General features: G+C 57.6%; 20 protein-coding genes and 1 pseudogene. 12 read left to right on the plus strand and 9 right to left on the minus strand.

Annotated elements, in window-relative coordinates:
- Positions 1–51 precede the first annotated feature (51 nt).
- Positions 52–1,479 carry an exodeoxyribonuclease I gene (gene sbcB, locus G9Q84_RS07070; RefSeq protein WP_095185768.1) on the plus strand — a complete coding sequence of 476 codons (1,428 nt, stop codon included), beginning with the start codon at positions 52–54 and terminating at the stop codon, positions 1,477–1,479.
- An 89-nt stretch (positions 1,480–1,568) separates the two neighbouring features.
- Here sbcB and mvaT read toward each other — a convergent pair whose 3' ends face one another.
- The gene (gene mvaT, locus G9Q84_RS07075) at positions 1,569–1,943 is read right to left on the minus strand and encodes a histone-like nucleoid-structuring protein MvaT (protein ID WP_003175830.1); all 375 of its coding nucleotides are present in this window, start codon (positions 1,941–1,943) and stop codon (positions 1,569–1,571) included.
- A gap of 350 nt (positions 1,944–2,293) precedes the next feature.
- Between mvaT and purU the strand changes: the two genes are divergently transcribed.
- The gene (gene purU / locus G9Q84_RS07080; RefSeq protein WP_015885632.1) at positions 2,294–3,142 is read left to right on the plus strand and encodes a formyltetrahydrofolate deformylase; all 849 of its coding nucleotides are present in this window, start codon (positions 2,294–2,296) and stop codon (positions 3,140–3,142) included.
- A gap of 86 nt (positions 3,143–3,228) precedes the next feature.
- Positions 3,229–3,399, plus strand: coding sequence for a hypothetical protein (locus G9Q84_RS07085; RefSeq protein ID WP_163033193.1), 171 nt, complete (start codon positions 3,229–3,231; stop codon positions 3,397–3,399).
- A 6-nt stretch (positions 3,400–3,405) separates the two neighbouring features.
- On the opposite strand, the gene G9Q84_RS29715 is transcribed toward G9Q84_RS07085, so the two are convergent.
- Together G9Q84_RS29715 and G9Q84_RS29720 are read right to left on the minus strand one after the other, a co-directional pair.
- Entirely contained in the window at positions 3,406–4,170 is a 765-nt protein-coding gene (locus G9Q84_RS29715) for a methyl-accepting chemotaxis protein (RefSeq protein WP_371260758.1), read from the minus strand.
- Between the two features lie 93 nt (positions 4,171–4,263).
- Positions 4,264–5,295: pseudogene (locus G9Q84_RS29720) on the minus strand (HAMP domain-containing protein); the annotation flags it as partial.
- A gap of 190 nt (positions 5,296–5,485) precedes the next feature.
- On the opposite strand from G9Q84_RS29720, the gene G9Q84_RS07095 reads away from it, so the two are divergent.
- A complete protein-coding gene (locus tag G9Q84_RS07095) occupies positions 5,486–6,964 on the plus strand; it encodes a helicase HerA-like domain-containing protein (protein WP_032891084.1) in 1,479 nt (492 codons plus the stop codon).
- Positions 6,965–6,968: 4 nt separating this feature from the next.
- Here G9Q84_RS07095 and G9Q84_RS07100 read toward each other — a convergent pair whose 3' ends face one another.
- Entirely contained in the window at positions 6,969–7,424 is a 456-nt protein-coding gene (locus G9Q84_RS07100; protein ID WP_032890886.1) for a DUF721 domain-containing protein, read from the minus strand.
- Between the two features lie 294 nt (positions 7,425–7,718).
- Between G9Q84_RS07100 and secA the strand changes: the two genes are divergently transcribed.
- The 3 genes from secA to G9Q84_RS07115 all read left to right on the plus strand — a co-directional run bounded on the left by secA (position 7,719) and on the right by G9Q84_RS07115 (position 12,759).
- A complete protein-coding gene (gene secA / locus G9Q84_RS07105) occupies positions 7,719–10,454 on the plus strand; it encodes a preprotein translocase subunit SecA (protein ID WP_032890888.1) in 2,736 nt (911 codons plus the stop codon).
- A 124-nt stretch (positions 10,455–10,578) separates the two neighbouring features.
- On the plus strand, positions 10,579–11,796 hold the full coding sequence (gene argJ / locus G9Q84_RS07110) for a bifunctional glutamate N-acetyltransferase/amino-acid acetyltransferase ArgJ (RefSeq protein ID WP_032890890.1): 1,218 nt from the start codon (positions 10,579–10,581) through the stop codon (positions 11,794–11,796).
- 18 nt (positions 11,797–11,814) lie between these two features.
- Entirely contained in the window at positions 11,815–12,759 is a 945-nt protein-coding gene (locus G9Q84_RS07115) for a Nudix family hydrolase (RefSeq protein ID WP_181643061.1), read from the plus strand.
- Between the two features lie 77 nt (positions 12,760–12,836).
- Here G9Q84_RS07115 and G9Q84_RS07120 read toward each other — a convergent pair whose 3' ends face one another.
- The 3 genes from G9Q84_RS07120 to G9Q84_RS07130 are packed head-to-tail and all read right to left on the minus strand — an operon-like array spanning position 12,837 to position 16,418.
- Positions 12,837–13,415, minus strand: coding sequence for a cob(I)yrinic acid a,c-diamide adenosyltransferase (locus tag G9Q84_RS07120; RefSeq protein ID WP_095185765.1), 579 nt, complete (start codon positions 13,413–13,415; stop codon positions 12,837–12,839).
- A 2-nt stretch (positions 13,416–13,417) separates the two neighbouring features.
- A complete protein-coding gene (locus tag G9Q84_RS07125; RefSeq protein ID WP_032890895.1) occupies positions 13,418–15,454 on the minus strand; it encodes a sensor histidine kinase in 2,037 nt (678 codons plus the stop codon).
- Positions 15,455–15,500: 46 nt separating this feature from the next.
- On the minus strand, positions 15,501–16,418 hold the full coding sequence (locus G9Q84_RS07130; protein WP_122680799.1) for a putative 2-dehydropantoate 2-reductase: 918 nt from the start codon (positions 16,416–16,418) through the stop codon (positions 15,501–15,503).
- Between the two features lie 123 nt (positions 16,419–16,541).
- Here G9Q84_RS07130 and G9Q84_RS07135 point away from each other — a divergent pair, with 123 nt between their 5' ends.
- Positions 16,542–17,027, plus strand: a complete 486-nt coding sequence (locus G9Q84_RS07135) for a YajQ family cyclic di-GMP-binding protein (protein ID WP_003175814.1) — start codon at positions 16,542–16,544, stop codon at positions 17,025–17,027.
- A gap of 136 nt (positions 17,028–17,163) precedes the next feature.
- Entirely contained in the window at positions 17,164–18,003 is an 840-nt protein-coding gene (locus G9Q84_RS07140) for a mechanosensitive ion channel family protein (RefSeq protein WP_032890899.1), read from the plus strand.
- A gap of 268 nt (positions 18,004–18,271) precedes the next feature.
- On the opposite strand, the gene G9Q84_RS07145 is transcribed toward G9Q84_RS07140, so the two are convergent.
- On the minus strand, positions 18,272–19,612 hold the full coding sequence (locus tag G9Q84_RS07145; RefSeq protein ID WP_122756131.1) for an OprD family porin: 1,341 nt from the start codon (positions 19,610–19,612) through the stop codon (positions 18,272–18,274).
- Between the two features lie 742 nt (positions 19,613–20,354).
- On the opposite strand from G9Q84_RS07145, the gene G9Q84_RS07150 reads away from it, so the two are divergent.
- Together G9Q84_RS07150 and G9Q84_RS07155 are read left to right on the plus strand one after the other, a co-directional pair.
- Positions 20,355–20,780, plus strand: coding sequence for an HIT domain-containing protein (locus G9Q84_RS07150; RefSeq protein ID WP_032890903.1), 426 nt, complete (start codon positions 20,355–20,357; stop codon positions 20,778–20,780).
- Positions 20,781–20,783: 3 nt separating this feature from the next.
- Positions 20,784–20,990, plus strand: coding sequence for a SlyX family protein (locus G9Q84_RS07155; protein WP_122756132.1), 207 nt, complete (start codon positions 20,784–20,786; stop codon positions 20,988–20,990).
- A 70-nt stretch (positions 20,991–21,060) separates the two neighbouring features.
- Here G9Q84_RS07155 and G9Q84_RS29515 read toward each other — a convergent pair whose 3' ends face one another.
- Positions 21,061–21,663, minus strand: a complete 603-nt coding sequence (locus tag G9Q84_RS29515; RefSeq protein ID WP_032890906.1) for a cold-shock protein — start codon at positions 21,661–21,663, stop codon at positions 21,061–21,063.
- 426 nt (positions 21,664–22,089) lie between these two features.
- On the opposite strand from G9Q84_RS29515, the gene G9Q84_RS07165 reads away from it, so the two are divergent.
- A complete protein-coding gene (locus G9Q84_RS07165; RefSeq protein ID WP_181643062.1) occupies positions 22,090–22,563 on the plus strand; it encodes a Dps family protein in 474 nt (157 codons plus the stop codon).
- The last annotated feature ends 64 nt before the right edge of the window (positions 22,564–22,627 follow it).

The raw sequence follows: 22,627 nt of genomic DNA on the forward strand, positions 1-22,627 counted from the left end.
GAACAGGGCTCAACGCCTAGACTTTGTGGATCTTCAGCACAGGAATAGCCCGTGACCTCCATTTTCTGGTACGACTACGAAACCACCGGCATCAACCCGCGTAGCGATCGACCGCTCCAGGTAGCTGGCATTCGTACGGATCTCGAACTGAACGAGGTCGGCCCACCGGTCAACATTTACTGCCAGCCCAGCGACGATATTCTGCCCCATCCCGCCGCCTGTGCCATTACCGGGATCACCCCTGCCATTCTGGCCGAAAAGGGCCTGGCCGAGGCTGATTTCATGACTCGCGTACATGCCGAACTGGCGGCTCCGGGGACGTGCGGTGCCGGCTATAACACGTTGCGGTTTGACGATGAAATGACGCGCTACAGCCTGTATCGCAATTTTTTCGACCCTTATGCGCGCGAATGGCAGGGCGGTAATAGTCGTTGGGACTTGATCGACGTGGTTCGCACCGCTTATGCCCTGCGCCCGGAAGGTATCGAGTGGCCGCAGCAGGACGGGCGCGTGACCCTCAAGCTTGAGCGTCTGACTGCCGCCAATGGTATCGACCATGGTCAGGCCCACGATGCGTTATCCGACGTGCGCGCCACAATCGCCCTGGCTCGATTGGTGCGCGAGAAACAGCCCAAGCTCTATGATTGGCTGTTTCAACTACGCAGCAAACAACGGGTAATGGACCAAGTGCGATTGCTGCAACCGATGGTGCATATCTCCGGGCGGTTTTCCGCCGAACGTCATTACCTGGGCATTGTGCTGCCCCTGGCCTGGCACCCCCGCAACCGCAACGCGCTGATTGTCTGCGACCTTGGGCTCGATCCTCAGGGGCTGTTGGATATGGATGCCGACATTTTGCGTCGACGCTTGTACACCCGCCGTGATGAGCTCGCAGAAGGTGAGTTGCCGGTACCGCTCAAACTGGTGCATATCAACCGCTGCCCCGTGGTTGCGCCCTTGAACGTACTGCGGGTCGAAGATCGTGAGCGCCTGCAATTGGACATGAATGTTTTCCAGTCACGGGCTCTGCGGCTAACTGACGCACAGGAACTTTGGCTCGATAAATTGGCAGTTATTTACGGCGAGGAAGATTTTGCACCGAGTGTCGATCCCGAACAGCAGCTTTACGAGGGTTTTATCGGGGATCGTGATCGACGGTTATGTGAGCAAATTCGCGCGGCTGAACCTGCGCAATTAGCTCGTCAGCAGTGGCCTTTTGATGATCACCGTCTGCCTGAATTATTGTTTCGCTACCGGGCGCGTAACTTCCCCGATACGTTGAACAGCGAAGAGCTACAACGCTGGAAATTTTTCTGTCAGCAGCGTTTGTCAAATTCCGAATTTGGCGCACCGAATACCCTTGAGGCATTTAATCAAGCGCGACTGGAGTTGATGGTTAGTGCGACGCCGTTTCAGCAGCAGGTGCTGGAGCAATGGCAGGAATATGCCGACTCTTTAGCTGCTCGTATGGACCTGTGATAGAGGTTTGTAAAAAATACGATCAATAAAAAACGCCAGCAAGCTGGCGTTTTTAATGGGTCGCGCATCAGGCGCAGACCTGGTGAAGCTTAGCCCAGCAGGGTAGCCCAACCTTCAACCACGTCACCGCCCCACTTGGCTTTCCACTCTTTCAGAGTTTTGTGGTTGCCACCTTTGGTTTCAATCACTTCGCCGTTGTGCGGGTTTTTGTATTGTTTGACTTTGCGAGCACGTTTGGTGCCGGTAGTTTTCACAGCGCCACGTGGAGCTTTAACTTTCGACTCTGGGTCCAGCAGCGCGATGATGTCACGCAGGGATTTGGAGTACTCACCCATGAGGGTGCGCAGTTTGCCTTCGAATTCCAGCTCGGTTTTCAGTTTGTCGTCTTGGGACAGGTTCTTCAAACGAGCTTGCAGCTCTTTGATAGCTTCTTCGGTGGCGCGGTATTCGTTGATCAGAGACATGTGGACTACCTTATGTAGAACGCTGATTGACAGGGATAGTGGCCTAATAATAGTCAGGCGATTTGCTCAAGTAAACATTTAAGACTGCATTTAGGTGAATTACTTTGAATGTTTGTGAATGCGCTATGCAATCGAGTTAATTAAGTAGGTGATGCACCTGAAGATAATGCCGTTAATTTTTTGTATAACTGCGTCAGCCTGCGCTGTTCGTTCATATAGGGGTGGTAAAACCATACGCTATTAAGGGATGTGCCTCGGGGGCGGATCAGAATAAGGCTCATTGAATACTGCAGTTTTTCTGCACAATCGCTAGAATGTCGGCCTTTGCGAAGTTCTGGAGTTTCCCCCTAATGCGCACTTTTCGGCTGGTGATTGCTTGCCCGGACCGGGTCGGCATCGTTGCCAAGGTCAGTAATTTTCTGGCCTCCCATAACGGCTGGATTACTGAGGCGAGCCATCACTCGGACAATCTCAGCGGTTGGTTCTTCATGCGTCACGAAATTCGTGCCGACACACTGCCCTTTGGCCTTGAGGCTTTTCGCGAGGCATTTGCGCCAATCGCTGAAGAGTTCTCAATGACTTGGCATATCACCGACACCGAGCAGAAGAAGCGCGTGGTGTTGATGGCAAGCCGCGAATCTCACTGCCTGGCCGACTTGCTGCACCGCTGGCACAGTGACGAACTGGACTGCGAGATCGCGTGCGTAATCTCAAACCATGACGACCTGCGCAGCATGGTCGAGTGGCATGGCATCCCTTACTACCATGTGCCGGTCAACCCTCAGGACAAGGAGCCTGCATTCGCCGAGGTTTCTCGCCTGGTGAAGCAGCATGAGGCTGACGTGGTGGTGCTGGCGCGCTACATGCAGATCCTGCCGCCGGAACTGTGCCGCGAATACGCCGGCAAGGTGATCAACATTCACCATAGCTTCCTGCCGTCCTTTGTGGGGGCCAAGCCTTACCATCAGGCGTCTCTGCGTGGCGTGAAGTTGATTGGTGCAACTTGCCATTACGTCACCGAAGAGCTGGATGCCGGCCCGATCATCGAGCAGGACGTGGTGCGTGTCAGCCATAGCGACAGCATCGAGGACATGGTGCGCTTCGGTCGCGATGTCGAGAAGATGGTGCTGGCCCGTGGCCTGCGTTACCACCTGGAAGACCGCGTGCTGGTGCACGGCAACAAGACCGTCGTGTTCTGATCAAGCCGTTTTGATTGAAGAAAAAAGGGCCTGGGCGTTAAATCGTTGCAGGCCCTTTTTCTTTGTCTGTCGTTGAGGATTGACCGATGAGTGACCCACTGGAAAAAGCCACCTCCAAAGCACCATCGACACTAGGTGAGGGGTGCTTGAGCCGTTACGACCCGGAGGATCTGGACAGTGAAGACGGCACCGAATTTCCCGGTGCCGCCGAGTTATGGGAACGCGAGCAGGCTAAGTCAGATCCCGCTGCAAAATAAAGCGAATCAGATCCGGAAGCTGCCCACCAATTGTTTCAACCGCGCCGCCTGCTGTTCCAGGTCGGAGCACGCGCGCAGGGTCGATTGCAGGTTTTCCACGCCTTCCTGATTGAGGGTGTTGATTTCAGTGATGTCCATGTTGATCGACTCCACGACCGAGGTCTGCTCCTCAGTGGCAGTCGCCACCGACTGGTTCATGCCGTCGATTTCCCCAATACGTTGGGTGACGCTGTTAAGACGCTCACCGGCCAGGTTAGCGATTTCCACGCTGTCATGACTGTGTCGCTGGCTTTCGCTCATGGTGCTGACCGACTCCCGGGCGCCGACCTGAAGTTCCTCAATCATCTTTTGTACTTGTTGCGCCGATTCCTGGGTGCGGTGTGCCAGGTTGCGCACTTCGTCGGCGACGACTGCAAACCCGCGTCCTGCTTCACCGGCACGTGCCGCTTCAATCGCAGCGTTCAGCGCCAGCAGGTTGGTTTGCTGGGAAATGCTGGTGATCACTTCGAGAATCTGGCCGATGTTCACGGTCTTGCTGTTAAGCGCTTCTATATTGCTGCTGGAGGCGCTGATCATCGCGGACAGCTCAGTCATCGCCTTGATATTGCGCTCAACCACCTGTTGACCGTCTTCGGCCAAATGCCGCGCATCGCTGGCCTGGTTGGAGGCTTGGGCGGCATTACGCGCGATTTCCTGAGCTGCGGCGCCCAGTTCATTGATGGCAGCAGCCACGCTGTTGGTGCGGTTGGCCTGTTCGTCGGAGTTGACCATCGACGAGTTGGATGCGCTGACAACCCGCAGTGCTACTTCATTCACCTGCTCGGTGGCCGAGGACACTTCGCGGATGGACGTGTGAATACGCTCCACGAAGCTGTTGAACGCATTACCCAGGATGCCGAACTCATCGTGGTTCTGGATGGTCAGGCGACGCGTCAGGTCACCTTCGCCGTCGGCGATGTCCTGCATGGCGCGGGTCATCACATGCAGCGGTTGCAGCAGGACGCGAATCAGCATGCCCAGCAGGGCAATGATGATCACTACGGCAATGATCGTGGCGATCACCGCTGAGGTGCGAAATTCGCTGAGCATGGCGAAGGATTTGTCTTTATCCACCGAAATACCCAGGTACCAGTTCACCGACGGCAGCCCTTTGATCGGTGTGAAGGTCACGATGTTGTCCTTGCCATTGGCTTGAACTTCACTGAAGTCGCCGCTGATCTTCGGCGTGTTTTTTGGATACATGTCGGCCAGGGTTTTCATCACCAGGCTTTTGTCCGGGTGTACCAGCACTTTGCCGTCGGCGCTGACCAGGAACGCGTAGCCCATGCCACCGAAGTTCAGCGCGCCAATGTTATCCACCAGGGTTTGCAGGCTCAGGTCGCCGCCCACCACGCCAATGCTCTGGCCGCCTTTGGCGCTGGGGGTGGCGATGGAAATGATCAATTGACCTGTAGCGGCGTCGATATACGGCTCGGTCAGGGTCGAGCCGTTGCTGCTCTGGGCGCCCTTGTACCAGGGGCGAACACGTGGGTCGAAGCCATCCGGCATCTTGGTGTCGGGGCGAATGGTGAAGGCCCCTTTGCTGTCACCAACGTAGGTTGCCATGAAGGACGACGTCAGGGTTTTCTGTTCCAGCAGGCTGGCAACGGTCGAAGGCTCAGGGTTGATAGCGATGTTTTGTGCAGCGTTTTCCACCAGCGCAATACGCCCGGTGAGCCAGGTTTGAATGTTGCTTGCGGTGACATCGCCCATTTCGTGCAGGTAGCTGTTGAGGTCTTCACGAATGGCGTTACGTTGCAGGTAGTCGTTGTAGAGGGTGAATAGAGCGAAGGCCGCGATGACGATAAGGGAGGCTGCAAGCAGGATCTTGTGGCTGAAACGCAGATTTTTATTCATAGCTTGAAGGGTCCGCTAAGGTCTTAATATCCAAAGCGCGTCCTTGTGGAACACGCGGAAGGGTAGCGTAAAAAAAGTTTGATATTTCCGTTGGTCCCTGTAGGAGATATCTGAGCGATTTTTAGACTTTATGGGTCTCACATCTCTCTTATCGACCTGGCGGCACTAAAGATTAACCATGGGTGACGAAATGCCTGACTCCACACAACTTCTTATCGGTGCCGGTCTTGATGGCCAGCCAATTGCCCAGGCCATGCGCCTTGCCAACCGCCACGGGTTGATCGCCGGCGCCACGGGCACAGGCAAGACCGTCACGTTGCAGCGCCTGGCCGAAGCCTTCAGTGATGCGGGCGTCGCGGTATTTGCGGCTGATATCAAAGGCGACCTCTGTGGCCTGGGTGCCGCCGCCAACCCTCAGGGCAAGGTTGCCGAGCGTATTGCCGGGATGCCTTTCCTTAATTACACGGCCAAGGCTTACCCCGTCACGCTGTGGGATATCCATGGGCAGTCCGGTCATCCGTTGCGCACCACCATCAGTGAGATGGGGCCGTTGTTGCTTGGCAGTTTGTTGGAGCTGACTGACAGCCAGCAGTCGGCCCTTTACGCCGCATTCAAGGTGGCGGATCGCGAAGGCCTATTGCTGCTGGATCTCAAGGATCTCAAGGCACTTCTCAATCACCTTCGCTACCACCCGGAACTGCTTGGCGAAGACGCGGCGCTGATGACCACTGGCTCCAGTCAGGCGCTGTTGCGGCGCTTGGCTGTCTTGGAACAGCAGGGTGCCGAGGCGTTGTTTGGTGAGCCGGCCTTGCAGCTTGAAGACATCTTGCAGCCCACAGGCGATGGGCGGGGACGTATTCACTTGTTGGACGCTAGCCGCCTGGTGCATGAAGCGCCGAAGGTGTATGCGACCTTCCTGTTGTGGCTGTTGGCAGAATTGTTCGAACAACTTCCGGAGCGCGGTGATGCGGACAAACCGCTGCTGGCGCTGTTCTTCGACGAAGCGCATCTCTTGTTTGCCGACACTCCCAAGGCTTTGCAAGATCGCTTGGAGCAAGTGGTGCGGCTGATTCGTTCCAAGGGGGTGGGGGTGTATTTCGTCACTCAATCGCCGGGCGACTTGCCGGATACCGTGCTGGCGCAACTCGGTTTACGGGTGCAGCACGGCCTGCGGGCGTTCACCACGAAAGAGCAGAAATCCTTGCGGGCGGTAGCGGACGGCTTCCGCCCCAACCCGACATTCGATGCGTTATCGGTTTTGACTGAGCTGGGCACCGGTGAGGCATTGGTGGGTACGCTGCAGGAAAAAGGCACGCCGGAGGTCGTTCAGCGCGTATTGGTCGCGCCGCCGCAATCGCGCATCGGGCCGCTCAGTGCGGCAGAGCGTGCCGCATTGGTGGCCACTTCACCGTTGCAGGGTCGCTATGACAAGCCGATTGATCGGGAGTCCGCATATGAAGTTTTGATGGCGCGCAAGGAGCTTGGGCCTAACGAAGAGCCCCGGCAGGGCGCCGAGGAGCCCAGCTTCACAGACAAAGCTGGGGCGTTCCTTGGAACAACCGCAGGCAAGGCGCTGAAGTCAGCGATGCAGCAGGCGGCCAACCAGATGGGGCGTCAATTGGTGCGTGGTTTGTTGGGGTCTTTGCTGGGCGGCAGTAAGCGCAAGTAGTGCCTCAGGCCTTGGGCTTGCCATGGGCGGCCAAGCGCTCAAGCGCGGCGCGCAAGCCTGGATCGTTGATGCCGTCGGCCGTGGCCTGAATCGTCTCGGCCGCATGCTCCGACAGGTCCAGAGTGTGTCCGACTGCGCCTTGCTGCACGGTCGGTGGCTGTACCTTGAACTGGATACGCGTCAAGCTGGCGAACTCATCGAATGCCATCAATTGACGCTGCAGGCGTTTTTGCTGATAGCGCAAACGGGTCGCCCAATGACCGTCTGTGACAATCAATAGCAAATTACCTTCACGCCACGACGCCACGTGGCAATGCTCGCGGGCGGCGGGTTGTAGTTGGCTTTCGAGCAGGCGTTGCAAATGGCCCAAGCGTTGCGCATGGCCAAAGATGGCTTTCAGCGGCTTGGCTTCGCGAAGCAACACGCTGGGCGCGCGGGCTGTAAGAGGGCGAAATGCCATGATTGGACACCTTAAGTAACAGAGCGGCCATCTTAGCAGAATGCGTCTGCGCGGCCCCTGACAATGCATTGCCGGGCGGTTTCCCAGGAAATCAATCGGCTCCATGGGTTGAAGTTCGCGCAAAAGCCCTTATTTTAAACAAGCCCTCTCACAGCACCATGCCAGCATCGGGGAACAACGCCACTTTCCTCACCCACGATTCCGGGTAGAATGCGCGTTCGCATGCGGCCGTGAGGGCTGCTCGGGCCACTCACGGTGCGCCCTCCATCCCTATGTGTGGAAGAACCTGCCGATATGTTTGCGCCTTTGTTAAAGAAACTTTTTGGAAGCAAGAATGAGCGCGAAGTCAAACGCATGCTCAAGACGGTGCAGCTGGTCAATGCCTTCGAAGAGCAGATGGTTGCCCTGTCGGACGAGCAATTGCGCGCCAAGACCCAAGAGTTCAAGGCCCGCATAGCCAAAGGTGAAACCCTCGACAAGCTGCTTCCCGAAGCCTTTGCGGTTGCCCGTGAAGCCGGTAAGCGTGTCATGGGCATGCGCCACTTCGACGTCCAGTTGATCGGCGGTATGACCTTGCATGAAGGCATGATTGCCGAAATGCGTACCGGTGAAGGCAAGACCCTGGTAGCTACTCTGGGTGTTTACCTCAACGCACTGTCCGGCAAGGGCGTGCACGTTGTGACGGTGAACGACTACCTGGCTCGCCGGGACGCCAACTGGATGCGCCCGCTGTATGAATATCTCGGCCTGACCGTCGGCGTAGTAACGCCGTTCCAGCCGCCGGAAGAGAAGCGCGCTGCTTACGCGTGCGACATTACCTACGGCACCAACAACGAATTCGGTTTCGACTACCTGCGCGACAACATGGCGTTCAGCATGGATGAAAAATTCCAGCGTGAACTCAACTTTGCCGTGATCGACGAAGTCGACTCCATTCTCATCGACGAAGCCCGTACCCCACTGATCATCTCCGGCCAGGCCGAAGACAGCTCGCGCCTGTACACCGAGATCAACAAGTTGATCCCGCGTCTGGAGCAGCACATCGAAGAAGTGGAAGGCGTTGTGACCAAAGAAGGTCACTTCTCCATCGACGAGAAGACCCGCCAGGTCGAACTCAACGAAGCCGGTCACCAGTTCGTCGAAGACATGCTGACCCAGATCGGCCTGCTGGCTGAAGGCGAGAGCCTGTACTCGGCGCACAACCTGGGCCTGTTGACCCACGTGTATGCGGGCCTGCGCGCCCACAAGCTGTTCCATCGCAACGTCGAATACATCGTGCAAGATGGCCAAGTGGTATTGGTTGACGAACACACCGGCCGTACCATGCCGGGTCGTCGTCTGTCCGAAGGCCTGCACCAGGCCATCGAAGCCAAGGAAATGCTCAACATTCAGGCCGAAAGCCAGACGTTGGCTTCCACCACCTTCCAGAACTACTTCCGTCTGTATAACAAACTGTCCGGCATGACCGGTACTGCGGACACCGAAGCGTTCGAATTCCACCAGATCTACAACCTGGCTGTGATGGTGATCCCACCGAACAAGCCGCTGGCGCGTAAAGATTTCAATGACCTGGTGTTCCTGACCGCCGAAGAGAAGTACGCGGCGATCATCAACGACATCAAGGACGGCATGGCCCAGGGCCGCCCGATTCTGGTGGGTACCGCCACCATCGAGACTTCCGAGCACGTGTCTAACCTGCTCAACAAGGAAGGTATCGAGCACAAGGTTCTTAACGCCAAGTTCCACGAAAAAGAAGCTGAGATCATTGCCCAGGCCGGTCGCCCAGGCGCATTGACCATCGCCACCAACATGGCCGGTCGTGGTACTGACATCCTGTTGGGCGGTAACTGGGAAGTGGAAGTCGCCTCCCTGGACAACCCTACCCCTGAGCAGATCGCCCAGATCAAGGCTGACTGGCAGAAGCGCCACCAGGCCGTGCTCGAATCCGGTGGTTTGCAGGTGATCGCGTCCGAGCGTCACGAATCGCGCCGTATCGACAACCAACTGCGTGGTCGTGCCGGCCGTCAGGGTGACGCCGGTTCCAGCCGCTTCTACCTGTCTCTGGAAGACAGCCTGATGCGCATCTTCGCCTCGGATCGGGTGAAGAACTTCATGAAAGCCTTGGGTATGCAGTCCGGTGAAGCGATCGAGCACCGTATGGTGACCAACGCCATCGAGAAGGCCCAGCGCAAGGTTGAAGGCCGTAACTTCGATATTCGTAAGCAACTGCTTGAGTTCGACGACGTCAACAACGAACAGCGTAAAGTGATTTATCACATGCGTAACACGTTGCTGGCCGCTGACAACATTGGCGAGACCATCGCCGATTTCCGTCAGGACGTGCTCAACGCGACCGTCAGTGCACACATCCCGCCACAGTCCCTGCCAGAGCAGTGGGATGTTGCTGGTCTGGAAGCCGCGTTGAAGAGCGACTTCGGTGTCGACTTGCCGGTCCAGCAATGGCTCGACGAAGACGATCACCTGTACGAAGAGACGCTGCGCGAGAAGCTGATGGCCGAGCTGCTGGCCGCGTACAACGAGAAAGAAGAGCAGGCGAGTGCCGAAGCACTGCGCACCTTCGAGAAACAAATCGTACTGCGCGTGCTGGACGACCTGTGGAAAGACCACCTGTCGACCATGGACCACCTGCGTCACGGCATCCACCTGCGTGGTTACGCCCAGAAGAACCCGAAGCAAGAGTACAAGCGCGAGTCGTTCACGCTGTTCTCCGAGTTGCTGGATTCGATCAAGCGCGATTCGATTCGCGTGCTGTCCCACGTTCAGGTGCGCCGCGAAGACCCGATCGAGGAAGAAGCTCGCCTGCGTCAGGAGGCCGAGGCACTGGCTGCGCGCATGCAGTTCCAGCACGACGAAGCGCCGGGTCTGGAAGCGCCTGAGGTGTTGGGCGAAGAGGTCGATGTGGCCTTGGCTCAGGCGCCGGTTCGCAATGACCAGAAGCTGGGCCGCAACGAACTCTGCTACTGCGGTTCGGGCAAGAAATTCAAACACTGCCACGGCCAGATCGAATAAGATTTTCGCCTGACGCTGCAATACCTAGCGCCGCGACCGGCCTCCGCCGTCGCGGCGTTTTGCCATTAATTTCACCGTCGATCACGACGGCACAGACATTATCTATCTTTTAAGGAGCGCGTTCATGGCTGTTGGTCTTGGTCCTTTGCCCACATTGCACCCGGTTGCCGGTTTTGAGCTCGGTATCGCGTCGGCCGGCATCAAGCGCCCGGGGCGCAAGGATGTGGTGGTGATGCGCTGTGCCGAAGGTTCGACCGTCGCCGGTGTTTTCACCCTCAACGCCTTCTGCGCCGCTCCGGTGATCCTGGCCAAGCAGCGCGTTGCCGGCTCCATCCGTTACCTGCTGACTAACACTGGCAATGCCAACGCAGGCACCGGTGAGCCTGGTTTGGTCGCTGCTGCGCGTACCTGCGCCAAGCTTGCCCAGTTGACTGGCGTGGATGCCAGCCAAGTGTTGCCTTACTCCACCGGTGTCATCGGCGAGCCGCTGCCGGTTGAGAAAATCGAAGGCGCCTTGCAGGCCGCGTTGGACGACCTGTCTGTGGATAACTGGGCGGCCGCCGCCACTGGCATCATGACCACGGACACCCTGCCGAAAGGCGCGAGCCGTCAGTTCGTGCACGACGGCGTGACCGTCACCGTGACCGGTATCAGTAAAGGCGCGGGCATGATCCGCCCGAACATGGCAACCATGCTCGGCTACATTGCTACCGACGCCAAAGTTTCCCGCGACGTGCTGCACAGCCTGATCCTCGACGGCGCCAACAAGTCGTTTAACCGCATTACCATCGATGGCGATACCTCGACCAACGATTGCTGCATGCTGATCGCTACCGGCAAAGCTGATCTGCCGGAAATTACCGAGGCCAGCGGCCCGCTGTTCGCGGCATTGAAGCAGGCTGTGTTCGAAGTGTGCATGGACGTGGCTCAGGCCATCGTGCGTGACGGCGAAGGTGCCACCAAGTTCGTGACGGTTGAAGTCAACGGCGGCGGCAATCACCAGGAATGCCTGGATGTCGGCTACACCGTGGCCCACTCGCCGCTGATCAAGACGGCACTGTTCGCCTCCGACCCCAACTGGGGCCGCATCCTCGCCGCCGTTGGCCGTGCTGGTGTGCCGGATCTGGACGTGAGCAAGATCGACGTGTTCCTCGGTGACGTGTGCATCGCCAGCCGTGGCGCCCGTGCCGAGAGCTATACCGAAGCACAGGGCTCGGCGGTGATGCAGCAGGAAGAAATCACCATCCGCATCGAGTTGGGCCGCGGCGATTGCAGCGAAACCATCTGGACCACCGACCTGTCCCACGAGTACGTGAAGATCAACGCGGAATACCGTACCTGATAGAAGAGGATAACCGCGGTGAAACGAGTGCATGTAGCAGCAGCGGTGATCCGCGGTGTCGACGGCAGGATCCTGCTGGCGCGCCGCGCGGATACCCAGCATCAGGGCGGTCTCTGGGAGTTTCCCGGTGGCAAGGTGGAGGCCGGTGAGTCGGTCGCCTCGGCCCTGTCCCGTGAATTACAGGAAGAACTGGGTATCCAGGTCGCCACGGCTCGGCCGTTGATCAAGGTGCAGCATGACTATCCGGACAAGCAGGTCTTGCTGGATGTCTGGGAAGTCTCGGCTTTTACCGGCGAGCCCCACGGTGTCGAAGGGCAACCCCTGGAATGGGTGGCGCCTCGGGATTTGCTCAACTACGAGTTCCCGGCCGCTAACGCTCCAATCGTTGCCGCCGCGCGCTTGCCTGCCGATTACCTGATCACCCCCGGCGAACTCGAAACCCCGACGCTGTTACGCGGGATTCAGAAGGCTGTCGCGGGCGGCATCAAGCTGGTCCAACTGCGTGCGCCGAACGGTTACGACCCCAAATACCGCGACCTCGCGGTAGATGCGGTGGGTCTGTGCGCTGGCAAGGCGCAGTTGATGCTTAAAGGACCGTTTGAATGGCTGGGGGATTTTCCTGCCGCCGGTTGGCACATGACCTCGGCGCAACTGCGCAAATACGCGAGCAAGGGCCGGCCGCTGCCGAAAGACCGTTGGTTGGCTGCTTCCTGCCACAACGCTGAAGAACTGGCGCTGGCAGAAATGATGGACGTGGATTTTGTCACGCTGTCGCCGGTGCAGCCGACCCAGACCCACCCTGATGCCCAGCCTTTGGGTTGGGAGCAGGCGGCAGAGTTGATCCGTGGGTTCAGCAAACCGGTGTTTCTGTTGGGTGGGGTTGGACCTGCTGATCGGGAACAGGCTTGGGAAGTTGGGGCTCAGGGTGTAGCGGGTATCAGGGCGTTCTGGCCACAAGTTTGAAGCTGCTCTGGCGGGCCTCATCGGGTGCGACGATTCGACTTGCCCCCGATCAGGCCCTGCCAGTCAGCGAGTCATGATCAGTGTGGCTTGGCCGCCGCCTGCCACAAAATCTCCGCAATCCCCTGGCGCCTGGCAATCACCCGCGCCGCCACAAACAGCAAATCCGACAGCCGATTGATATACGCCAACCCCACTCCCTCTAACGGCTCCACCGCGTTGAGGTGCTGACAGCGCCGCTCCGCACTGCGCGCCAGGCTGCGGCACACATGGGCCTGGGCGATCAACGCCGAGCCACCGGGCAGGATGAAGTTTTCCAGCGGCCCGACCTCTTCATTCCAGCGATCAATCGCGGCCTCCAGCCGATCCACTTCCGCTGCGTTCAGCGCCTTGTACACCGGCATCGCCAGCTCACCGCCGAGGTCGAATAATCGATGTTGGCATGGGGTCAGTACCTCGATCACATCTTTGAGTTCCGGATGCTTGCCACTCTGCTCTTCCAGGCCCGCCAGTAATAATCCCAGTTGGCTGTTCAGCGAATCGACTTCACCGATGGCCTCAACTCGCGGGTGGTCCTTGGGTACACGGCGACCGTCGCCGAGGCCGGTTTCGCCTGTGTCTCCAGTACGGGTGTAAATCTTCGACAGGCGAAAGCCCATGATCAGTGCTCCAGTTGGGTCAGTTCATTGGGCGGCAGTTGGCTGCCCGCCAAGGGTAAGCGCAGGGTAAAACAGGTGCCTTGACCGAGGGTGGAATGCACCTCCATCTGCCCTTTGTGGTTGTTGGTGACGATGAAGTACGAAACCGAAAGTCCAAGCCCAGTGCCCTGGCCGATCTCTTTGGTGGTGAAGAACGGCTCAAAAGTGCGTTTACGTACGTTCTCACTCATGCCGATACCATTGTCTTCCACCTGAATCTCTGCCCACGGCGGGTTAAGACGTGTGCGCAGGATGATGCGCCCCGGTTCGCGATCGTCTTCACGCAGATGAATGGCCTGGGCTGCGTTTTTTAGCAGGTTGAGCAGTACTTGTTCCAGCTCGTTGGCAGTGCCGGGCACCGGGCCCAGTTGGGGGTCGAACTGACGAATGATCGCCTGGCCCTTGAAGTCGAAACCGATGGCCAGATCGAAGTCGTTACCGGCAATTTCCACGGCCTGGTCGATCAGCGCCGGCAGGTCGCAAGGCGCCATCTGCCGGTTGCTGCGGCGGCTGAAGCTGAGCATGTGAGTGACGATCTTGGCCGCTCGCGCACCGGCTTGCTGGATGCCATCCAGCAGTTGTGGCACCTCACGGCCTTCCAGGTAGCGGTTGATCTTTTCCAGTTCGATACCTGCCTGCTCGGCGAATTCCAGGTTTTTGGGTAGGTCGGACGACAGCCGGCGCCGGATGTTCTGCACGTTATGCAGGATCGCCCCCAGCGGATTGTTGATCTCGTGAGCCATACCGGCGGCAAGCCCACCGACCGAGAGCATTTTTTCCGACTGCACCATCATTTCTTCCAGGGACAGACGCTGAGTGATGTCGTCGATACGGATCACCACGCCCCGCCCGGCACCGCCCATCAGCGGGTAGAAGGTCAGGGCGTAATGCTTGGGTTCATCATCCTTGATCCAGGTGACACGCTCGATGCGTTCTACCGTGTGCTGCTCCACCGTAGCCTTGATCTGCGGCAGGTACGGCTTGAGCGGTTGAAAAGCGAGGTAGATCGGCTGATTCAGCGCTTCATCCAGGCGCGTACCGGAAAGCGCGCTGGCTTCCTGGTTCCACTGGGTGACGTAGAGTTGTTCGTCCAGGGCGATCAACGCCGAGGGCATCGAGTCGATGATGCTGTTCAGGTAGTTTTGAAAACCGGTGAGTTTTTTCTCGATCTTGCTGCGAACCTGGACTTCCAGCTCCAACTTTCGGTTGGTATGGCGTGTTTCTTCGGCCAGGCCTTGGGCTTGGTCATAAGCGGCTTGGGAGTCGTCCCGTGCGCGCTTGAGCTGCTGTTCGCGAGCTTCGATACGCGACAGCATGGTGTTGAAGGCTTCGGCCAGGCTGCCGATTTCATCGCGGTTACCACGGCCGGCGCGCAGGGCGTAGTTCTCTTCGCGGGTTACTTGGCGCGACAGTTCTTCCAATTCGTGGATCGGCCGGGTAATCAGGCGCTTGATCTGCCGGGCGATGATCAGCCATAGCAGCACACTGAAAATCAGGATACCCAGGCTGGCCGTCAGCGTGCCGGTGTAGAAGGCCACCGGCAGTTCGCTGCTGGCCACCAGCAGCAAATGCCCGGAAGGCTGGCCTGCCCGGGGCAGGGTGATGATCTGGTTACTGCGAAACTCGGTAACACGCCACGCCTCGATATGCCGATAGTTGTCCGGCAAGTGCAGGCGATCACCGTGTTGCATCTGCGCCAGGCGGTTGCCTTCGCCGTCATACAGGGCGGCGGCGCGTAATGGCGAATAGCTGGTCAGCTCACTGAGCAGGGCATCGGCTTGGGCGGGGGATTCGAGTGCTTCGGCGGCGAGGCCCGGGTTGGATACCAGGCGACCGATGGCCTGCAACGCCTGAGGTGCCATGCTTTCCTGGGAAATCCAGTACGCAGCGCTGATAAAGGTCAGGTTGGCCACCAGCAATACGGTGGTCAACAACACCAACAGGGCGGCCAGCAGTTTCTGCCCAACCGGTAGATTTTCGAGGCGCTGGCGCAGCGGCATCAGGGTTATCCCAGGTGATAGACAGGCGGGCAGGGTAGCGCGTGGTTCAGTCGCGGGGCAATCCGCGTGCAACTAACTGATCAATCAAACGCACCTGCAACTGCTGCAAATGCGGCAGGTTCAATTGGTGGCGTGCGGCCGCCTGGCAAGCATAGCCCAACAGGTAACTGATTTCGGTGCGGCGGGCGTTGGCGACGTCCTGGTACATGGAGGAGTAGTTAGCGGCTGTGGCGTGGATCACCCGTTCTACTTCGTGTTGCAGGTCCAGCGCGGCGTCGGGTTGGCCGCAACATTCCAGCAGCTCACCGAGTTCAGCGCACAGGGTTGCCACTTCACATTGATGGGTTTGCAGTTCGCCGTTGCGGCACTGGTAAAGCACGGTCAGCGGGTTGATCGCGCAATTGAGCGCTAGCTTGCGCCATAGCCGGGTCAGAATGTCGGTGCTCCATTCGTGGGGGATCCCGGCGGCGTGAAGGTCGTTCAGCCACAGCGGTGGGGCAGGGTGGGCTGCATCTCCCAGCCAGGTGTAGCCATGGCCTGCAAACACTACGCGCCAGTCACCGTCGCGAAACGCGCCTTCGGTGCTGGAGGCGAAGATGCAGCGTGCTTGAGGTAACTGAGCAACCACTGCGTCCTGGCTGCCAAGGCCGTTTTGCAAAAGGATCAGTTCGGCGTGTGGCGACAGGCGATGCTGCAAATGTGCGACGGCGCTCTGGGCGTCGTAGGCTTTGCACGCTACCAGCAGGCGATGAATCGGCTCGGGGTTGTCAGGCGTTTCGCCAATCACCGGATAAGTCTTTTCTATACCGTGTTCGACCAACGTCAGCCCCTTACCGGCCTGATAGCTGGCAAGGCGCGCCTTATCGCGCAGAATCATCCTCACGGGCAGGCCGGCGCGAGCCAAGCGCGTGGCCCAGAGTGTGCCCAGGCTGCCGGCGCCGAGAATATGCCAGGTGGTCGACATCAGTTTGTGCTCCGTAGGGTCGCCTGCGGTGAACGGGGCGAAAGAACCGCTATAATGCCCCGGCATTTTAGCTCGGGCGCGCTCCATCTCTACTGAACCCGCCCCTTATATTGGAGAAATCACATGCCTTCGTTCGACGTGGTATCTGAACTGGACAAACACGAAGTCACCAACGCCGTCGAGAACGCCGTCAAGGAGCTGGACCGTCGCTATGACCTGAAGGGCAAGGGCAGCTTCGAGTTCAAGGAAAAGGAACTGACCGTCAACCTGACCGCTGAAGCCGATTTCCAGCTGGAAGCCATGATCGAGATCCTCAAGCTGTCGCTGGTCAAGCGCAAGATCGATGCACAGTGCCTTGAAATCAAGGACGCCTACGCTTCCGGCAAGCTGATGAAGCAGGAAGCAGTGTTAAAGGAAGGCATCGACAAGGAGCTGGCGAAGAAGATCGTCGCCCATATCAAGGACGCCAAGCTGAAAGTCCAGGCGGCCATCCAAGGTGAGCAGGTTCGCGTCACTGGCAAGAAACGTGATGACCTGCAAGAGGCCATCGCTGCCCTGCGCGCCAAAACCTTCGACATGCCGCTGCAGTTCAATAACTTCCGCGACTGATGGCATTTTGGGGAACCAGCGGGCGATTTTGACGTCCCACGCCCCATAACCTGTGCCTGCACTTGAGCCCTACGGGGCTCATTTGCGTTTTTAGGCCGTCAATAAAGCCGCACATCCGCCAAACAGGAGACGATAGATGGATTTCAATGCTGAAGTGGATCACCTGATCAAGACCTCACAGTCGTGGATCCCGATGATCATGGAATACGGCAGCCGAGTACTACTGGCAGTGATTACCCTGGCCATTGGCTGGTGGCTGATCAACGTATTGACCCACCGTGTAGGTCGCTTGCTGGCTCTGCGTAACGCGGACCTGGCACTGCAACACTTCATCACCAGCCTGGCGAACATTGCGCTGAAGGTCATGCTGATTGTCAGCGTGGCCTCGATGATCGGCGTGGCGACTACCTCGTTCGTGGCGGCCATCGGTGCCGCGACCCTGGCCATCGGCCTGGCATTGCAGGGCAGCCTCGCAAACTTTGCTGGTGGTGTGTTGATTCTGTTGTTCCGCCCATTTCGCATTGGTGACTGGATCGAAGCGCAGGGCACCTCGGGCACTGTCGACAGCATCCAGATCTTCCACACCGTGCTGCGCACTGGCGACAACAAGACCGTGATCGTACCTAACGGCATCCTGTCCAACGGCATCATCACCAACACCAACCGTCAGCCGACCCGCAAGGTGGTGTTTGATGTGGGCGTGGATTATGACGCCGACCTGCAAAAAGCCCGTGACGTGCTTCTGGAACTGTCAAAAGATCCCCGTGTACTGACTGATCCTGCAGCGGTTGCGGTGGTCTCGACCTTGGGCGATAGCTCTATCACGGTTTCCCTGCGTTGCTGGACCAAAACCCCGGATTATTGGGATGTAGTCTTCATGCTCAATGAACTGGCGCGTGATCGTTTAAAGGCGGCGGGGATTGATATTCCCTTTCCGCAACGGGTTATTCGTGTGGTTCAGGAAGCGGCTGTGTAATCAGTTGCTTTATTAACTTGGCCGCTTGGTCAGCTATTGCTATTAAAGACAAGGGGCTTCATGCCCCTTGTTTTTTGTCACTCCCCTTTGGCAACTATCAAGTTTTAATCGACGCCGAGTAACACAACTAGTAAGCCTAGATTTTCTTAGTTAGCTTGCTATGTAAAATTGAAGCGCTTTTTGTAGGTCATAAAAAAACCGGCGACCTGATTAAGGGCGCCGGTTTTTATTAGCGTTACGCGTTAGCGCAATCAGCTGACCACTGAAATTACAAGATGCTCAGTGGGTATTCTACGATCACACGGGTGTCGACCAGGTTGTCGTAGTTGGTCGCGCGGTAATCGCTGTTGGTGCCGCTGTAGATTGCGTTACGAACGCGGAAGGACAGACCTTTGGCCGGGCCTTCTTGCAGTACGTACTTGGCTTCCACGTCCCACTCGTGCTCTTTACCATCGCTGGAATCTGCAACGGTAACGTTGCTACCGCGAGTGTAACGGGTCATGAAGCTCAGACCTGGCACGCCGAACGAGGCCATGTTCAGGTCGTAGCGAGCCTGCCAGGACTTCTCGTCTTCGCCAACGAAGTCGGAGATTTGCACGGAGTTGGCCAGGTAAACGGTACCGCCACCGTCGACACCGTAGTTGTAACCGGTTTTACCAGAGGACTGCTGGTAAGCCAGGGTGAACTTGTGTGCGTCGATGCTATACGCAGCTGCCAGGCTCCAGACGCGGTTGTCCAGGTCGCCGCCCAGCTTCTTGCCGTCATCCTTGCTGCGGTAGCCGTTGAAGTCGAAACTCAACGATTGTTTGTCGCTCAGCGGCAGGGTGTAGAAGACGTTGACGTACTGCTTCTTCCAGTAGTCTTCAACATCGGAGGCGTGGAACGCGAAAATGAAGTTTTCAAGACCCGAGTAGGTAAAACCAGCGATGTTCGCTGCTGTCAGACCTGGGTTTTGCTTGCCGGTAACACGGCTGCGGCCGTTGATGGTGTCACGGCCCATGCCGGTTTGCGCGCTCAATGCACTGAAGCGGCCGGCGGTCAATTCCAGACCTTTGATCTCGTTGCTGGTGATCAAGGTGCCGGTGGCGACTTCAGGCAGCAGACGGCCGTCGTCGGTAGTGAAAACCGGGCTGGATACGAACTGGTTGCCATATTTCAGCACGGTGTCGGAGATGCGGAGTTTCGCTGCCCCAGCCACTTTGGACTGAGTGGATTCTGGCTCGCCAGCGCCATTGGTTGCGAACAGACCGTTACCGGCACGGCCCGCACCGCCATCAAGCTTATAGCTGCCCATGGCCATGGCATCGACGCCGAAGCCGACGGTGCCTTGGGTGAAGCCGGATTGGTAGGTGAGCAACTCGCTGATACCGGTGTCTTGACGGTAGCCGCTGACTTTGTCGTCGGTGCCGGTGGTGTAGTTACCGTTACTACGACGCACGTTACCCACGCCGTCCTTGTAGTCACGGTTCATGTACATTGCACGGGTTTTCGCGGTCAGGGTGCTATCTTCGATAAAGCCCTTTGCGTCGTCCTGAGAGGACGCGATTGCGAACTGCGAGGTGCCTGCAGAAACAGCCAGGGCGATCATGCTCCACTTCATCACGCGCATCGTGATTTGCTCCTTTGGTTTTCGGAAGAGTACTGCCGTCCCACCTGTATTTTTATCTGGGCGGCTCTTTCTTTTTTGTGTCGGCGCAAAGTTATATCACGCAGACTCTAATGACGATACTTACCAAACTTTCCTTTCAGCTTCTTTACGAGGCTGTCGTAAATTGCTAGCTCCATGTCGCAAATTCACAGTCCTGAATGTTACGGGACTGACAACTTCAATGCTGTTTTCAGACCTCTTTCGAAGTTTGAAACCTTCCGTGGGGCGCATCGAAACGCTGCTGTTCTTTTATCGCGAAACACCTGCTTCCAAACGGGTGTCGTTGCCGACGATGTGAGTGTGAATGCAACAAGCGCGCCCAAACCGGTAACCGAATGTCATTTTTTCGTGAAAAGCGTGGTGGGCGTGTAAAAACCTCATAAGTACGGGGTTTTTAAGCCGTTTTGTTTGGGCTTGACGTGCACGGGTTACGCCTGTTCGGTGGTACTAAAACACTGTGCCAGAGAAAAACGTTACCGGTTCACCCTACAAGTGGGTAGTCGGCGGATCCCTTTGATGCACAAGTGGGTCATTTTGGTGCGCCCTTGAAAGGCCCGGATTAGCGTAGCTCAAATATTTGCCTGCCTCTTAAGAGTGCAGGTTTTTATCGGTTTGCGTTACGTTGCTGCCATTCGCCGTGAAGCCTGGCGCGTTCAAAGGTATGCTGGCGCCTGAAACTGACCTGCCGAAAGGAGTGCCCGTGGTGTTCGCCTTAGATCAACGTTTGCAACAAGACACACTGGTCATCGGGGACTTCCCGCTGTGCCGCCTGCTGCTGTCCAATGATTCGAACTACCCCTGGTTCATCCTGGTGCCGCGTATCAACGGTATCAGCGAAGTGTTTCAGCTGGATGTCGCAGATCAACATACCCTGTGGCAAGAGACCACGGCCTTGGCGCAGTGGCTGAACGAAGGGTTGGCCGCCGACAAGATGAACATTGGCGCGCTGGGCAACGTCGTCAGCCAATTGCATGTGCATGTGATCGTACGCAAGCGTGATGACGCTGCCTGGCCTGCTCCAGTGTGGGGCAAGCATCCGGCCCAGCCGTACACTGAAGAGCAACTGGTCGCCATTCGTTCGCGTCTGCGCGAGCTGCTGCCCGCCGACTTTATCTTTACCCAGGGCTGAACCATGGATCTGCAAGACCGCGTCACTGAACTGGAAAGCCGCCTGGCCTTCCAGGACGACACCATCGAAACCCTGAATGACATCCTGGTCACCCAGCAGCGGGCCGTCGAACGGCTGCAGTTGCAGATGACCGCGCTGCTTAAGCGCCAGGAAGAAATGGGCGCGCAATTCGAGTCATCCGAAGAAGAAGCGCCGCCGCCTCACTACTGATCGACAGGCAATAAAAAAACCGCGACCCAGCCAGGCTGGATCGCGGTTTTTTTTGCTGCGACGGCTGGAATCAGCGACGCGGCAATGCAGCGATCACGTCTTCGGCTTGTAGGCCTTTGTCGCGATTCATCACGGAAAACTCCACGCGCTGGCCTTCAACCAGAACACGATGGCCTTCGCCGCGAATGGCCCGGAAGTGGACGAAGATATCGTCGCCCGAATCACGGGAAATAAAGCCGAAGCCTTTGGATGTGTTGAACCACTTGACGGTACCGGTATCCCGATTGGTCATGTCGTAGTTTTGCGACGCGGCCGCGGGGGACGAGCGGTAGAAGCTGATAGCCAGGTGAAGAGCGATGGCGACCACAGCAATTACCAGGCTGAGCAGGATGGCCGGATGGCCGCCGACTTCAGGCATGGGTGCCAGGAGGGTGAGGGTTTGTACGACAACGGTCAGTACCAGCAGCGCGCTGACCAGGTTTTGCAGTTGATGGCGCGTGCCTTTGTTCCAGTAAGGGATTACTGGGGCGAGCGTCAGGTTAAGAAGGCCGAACAAGGCCAGGTACAAAGCGTCATGTTGTTGCAGGTAGGGCAGGCTTTCAGGCTGCAGGCTCGGGATAAAGGACAGCAGCAACGCTGCAACGCCCGTTAGCAGGTGGACGATTTTCAACATTTTGATTAACTCACGTTAAGACGGATCACAAGGAAGAGCTGACTGGCACGGTTCGCTTCTGAACAATGGGAGGCGTTGGGCACGTGCACGGGTATCAGCCTATGCCGCTCGCCGTGAAAAAACGGCGGCGACACGCTGCCTATTTAACAGCAAAGGCTGTGCCTACTCAAATCAAGCATTTTCGTGCTTTGCAGGGTGCGGGGCATTTCTGCGTGAAACGCTGGTCCTAGACAGGTGCAGGTGTTTTTTGGGCGGTTGGCGGGAATTTTCCTGCGTAGCTCAAAGGGCTTGGTTGCCGCCGAAGAGGGCGTAAAGCGCAGGACCATTTGCCGCACCGTGTCCTTGGCGGGCTGCGCGTCAGCAGCACTCTTGCTACAGTGGTCCTGCACCTGATCAATGAATGCTTGTCAATTGAAGGGGATAAACATGGCAATCTATATCGGTATCAGTGAAGAAGATCGTAAATCCATCGTCGATGGGCTTTCACGACTGCTTTCCGATACCTATGTACTGTACCTGAAGACCCACAACTTCCATTGGAACGTCACGGGCCCCATGTTTCGGACGCTGCACTTGATGTTCGAAGAGCAGTACAACGAGCTGGCGCTGGCGGTTGACTCTATTGCCGAGCGTATCCGTGCCTTGGGTTTTCCGGCGCCGGGCGCCTATTCGATCTATGCCCGTCTGTCTTCCATCAAGGAAGAAGAGGGCGTACCCAGCGCAGAAGAGATGATCAAGCAGTTGGTGGCGGGCCAGGAAGCTGTCACACGGACCGCGCGGGGTATTTTCCCGCTGCTTGATAAAGTCAGCGATGAGCCGACTGCAGACTTGTTGACTCAGCGCATGCAGGTTCACGAGAAAACCGCGTGGATGCTGCGCTCCCTGCTCGAAAATCAGTAATCGTTGACCCCAAGTGGCGCCATCGCGGCGCCACTTGCTTGTTTCCACGCATTTCCTGGCGTTG

This window comes from Pseudomonas sivasensis, from assembly GCF_013778505.1.
In the GTDB taxonomy this organism is placed as follows: Bacteria; Pseudomonadota; Gammaproteobacteria; order Pseudomonadales; family Pseudomonadaceae; genus Aquipseudomonas; species Aquipseudomonas sivasensis.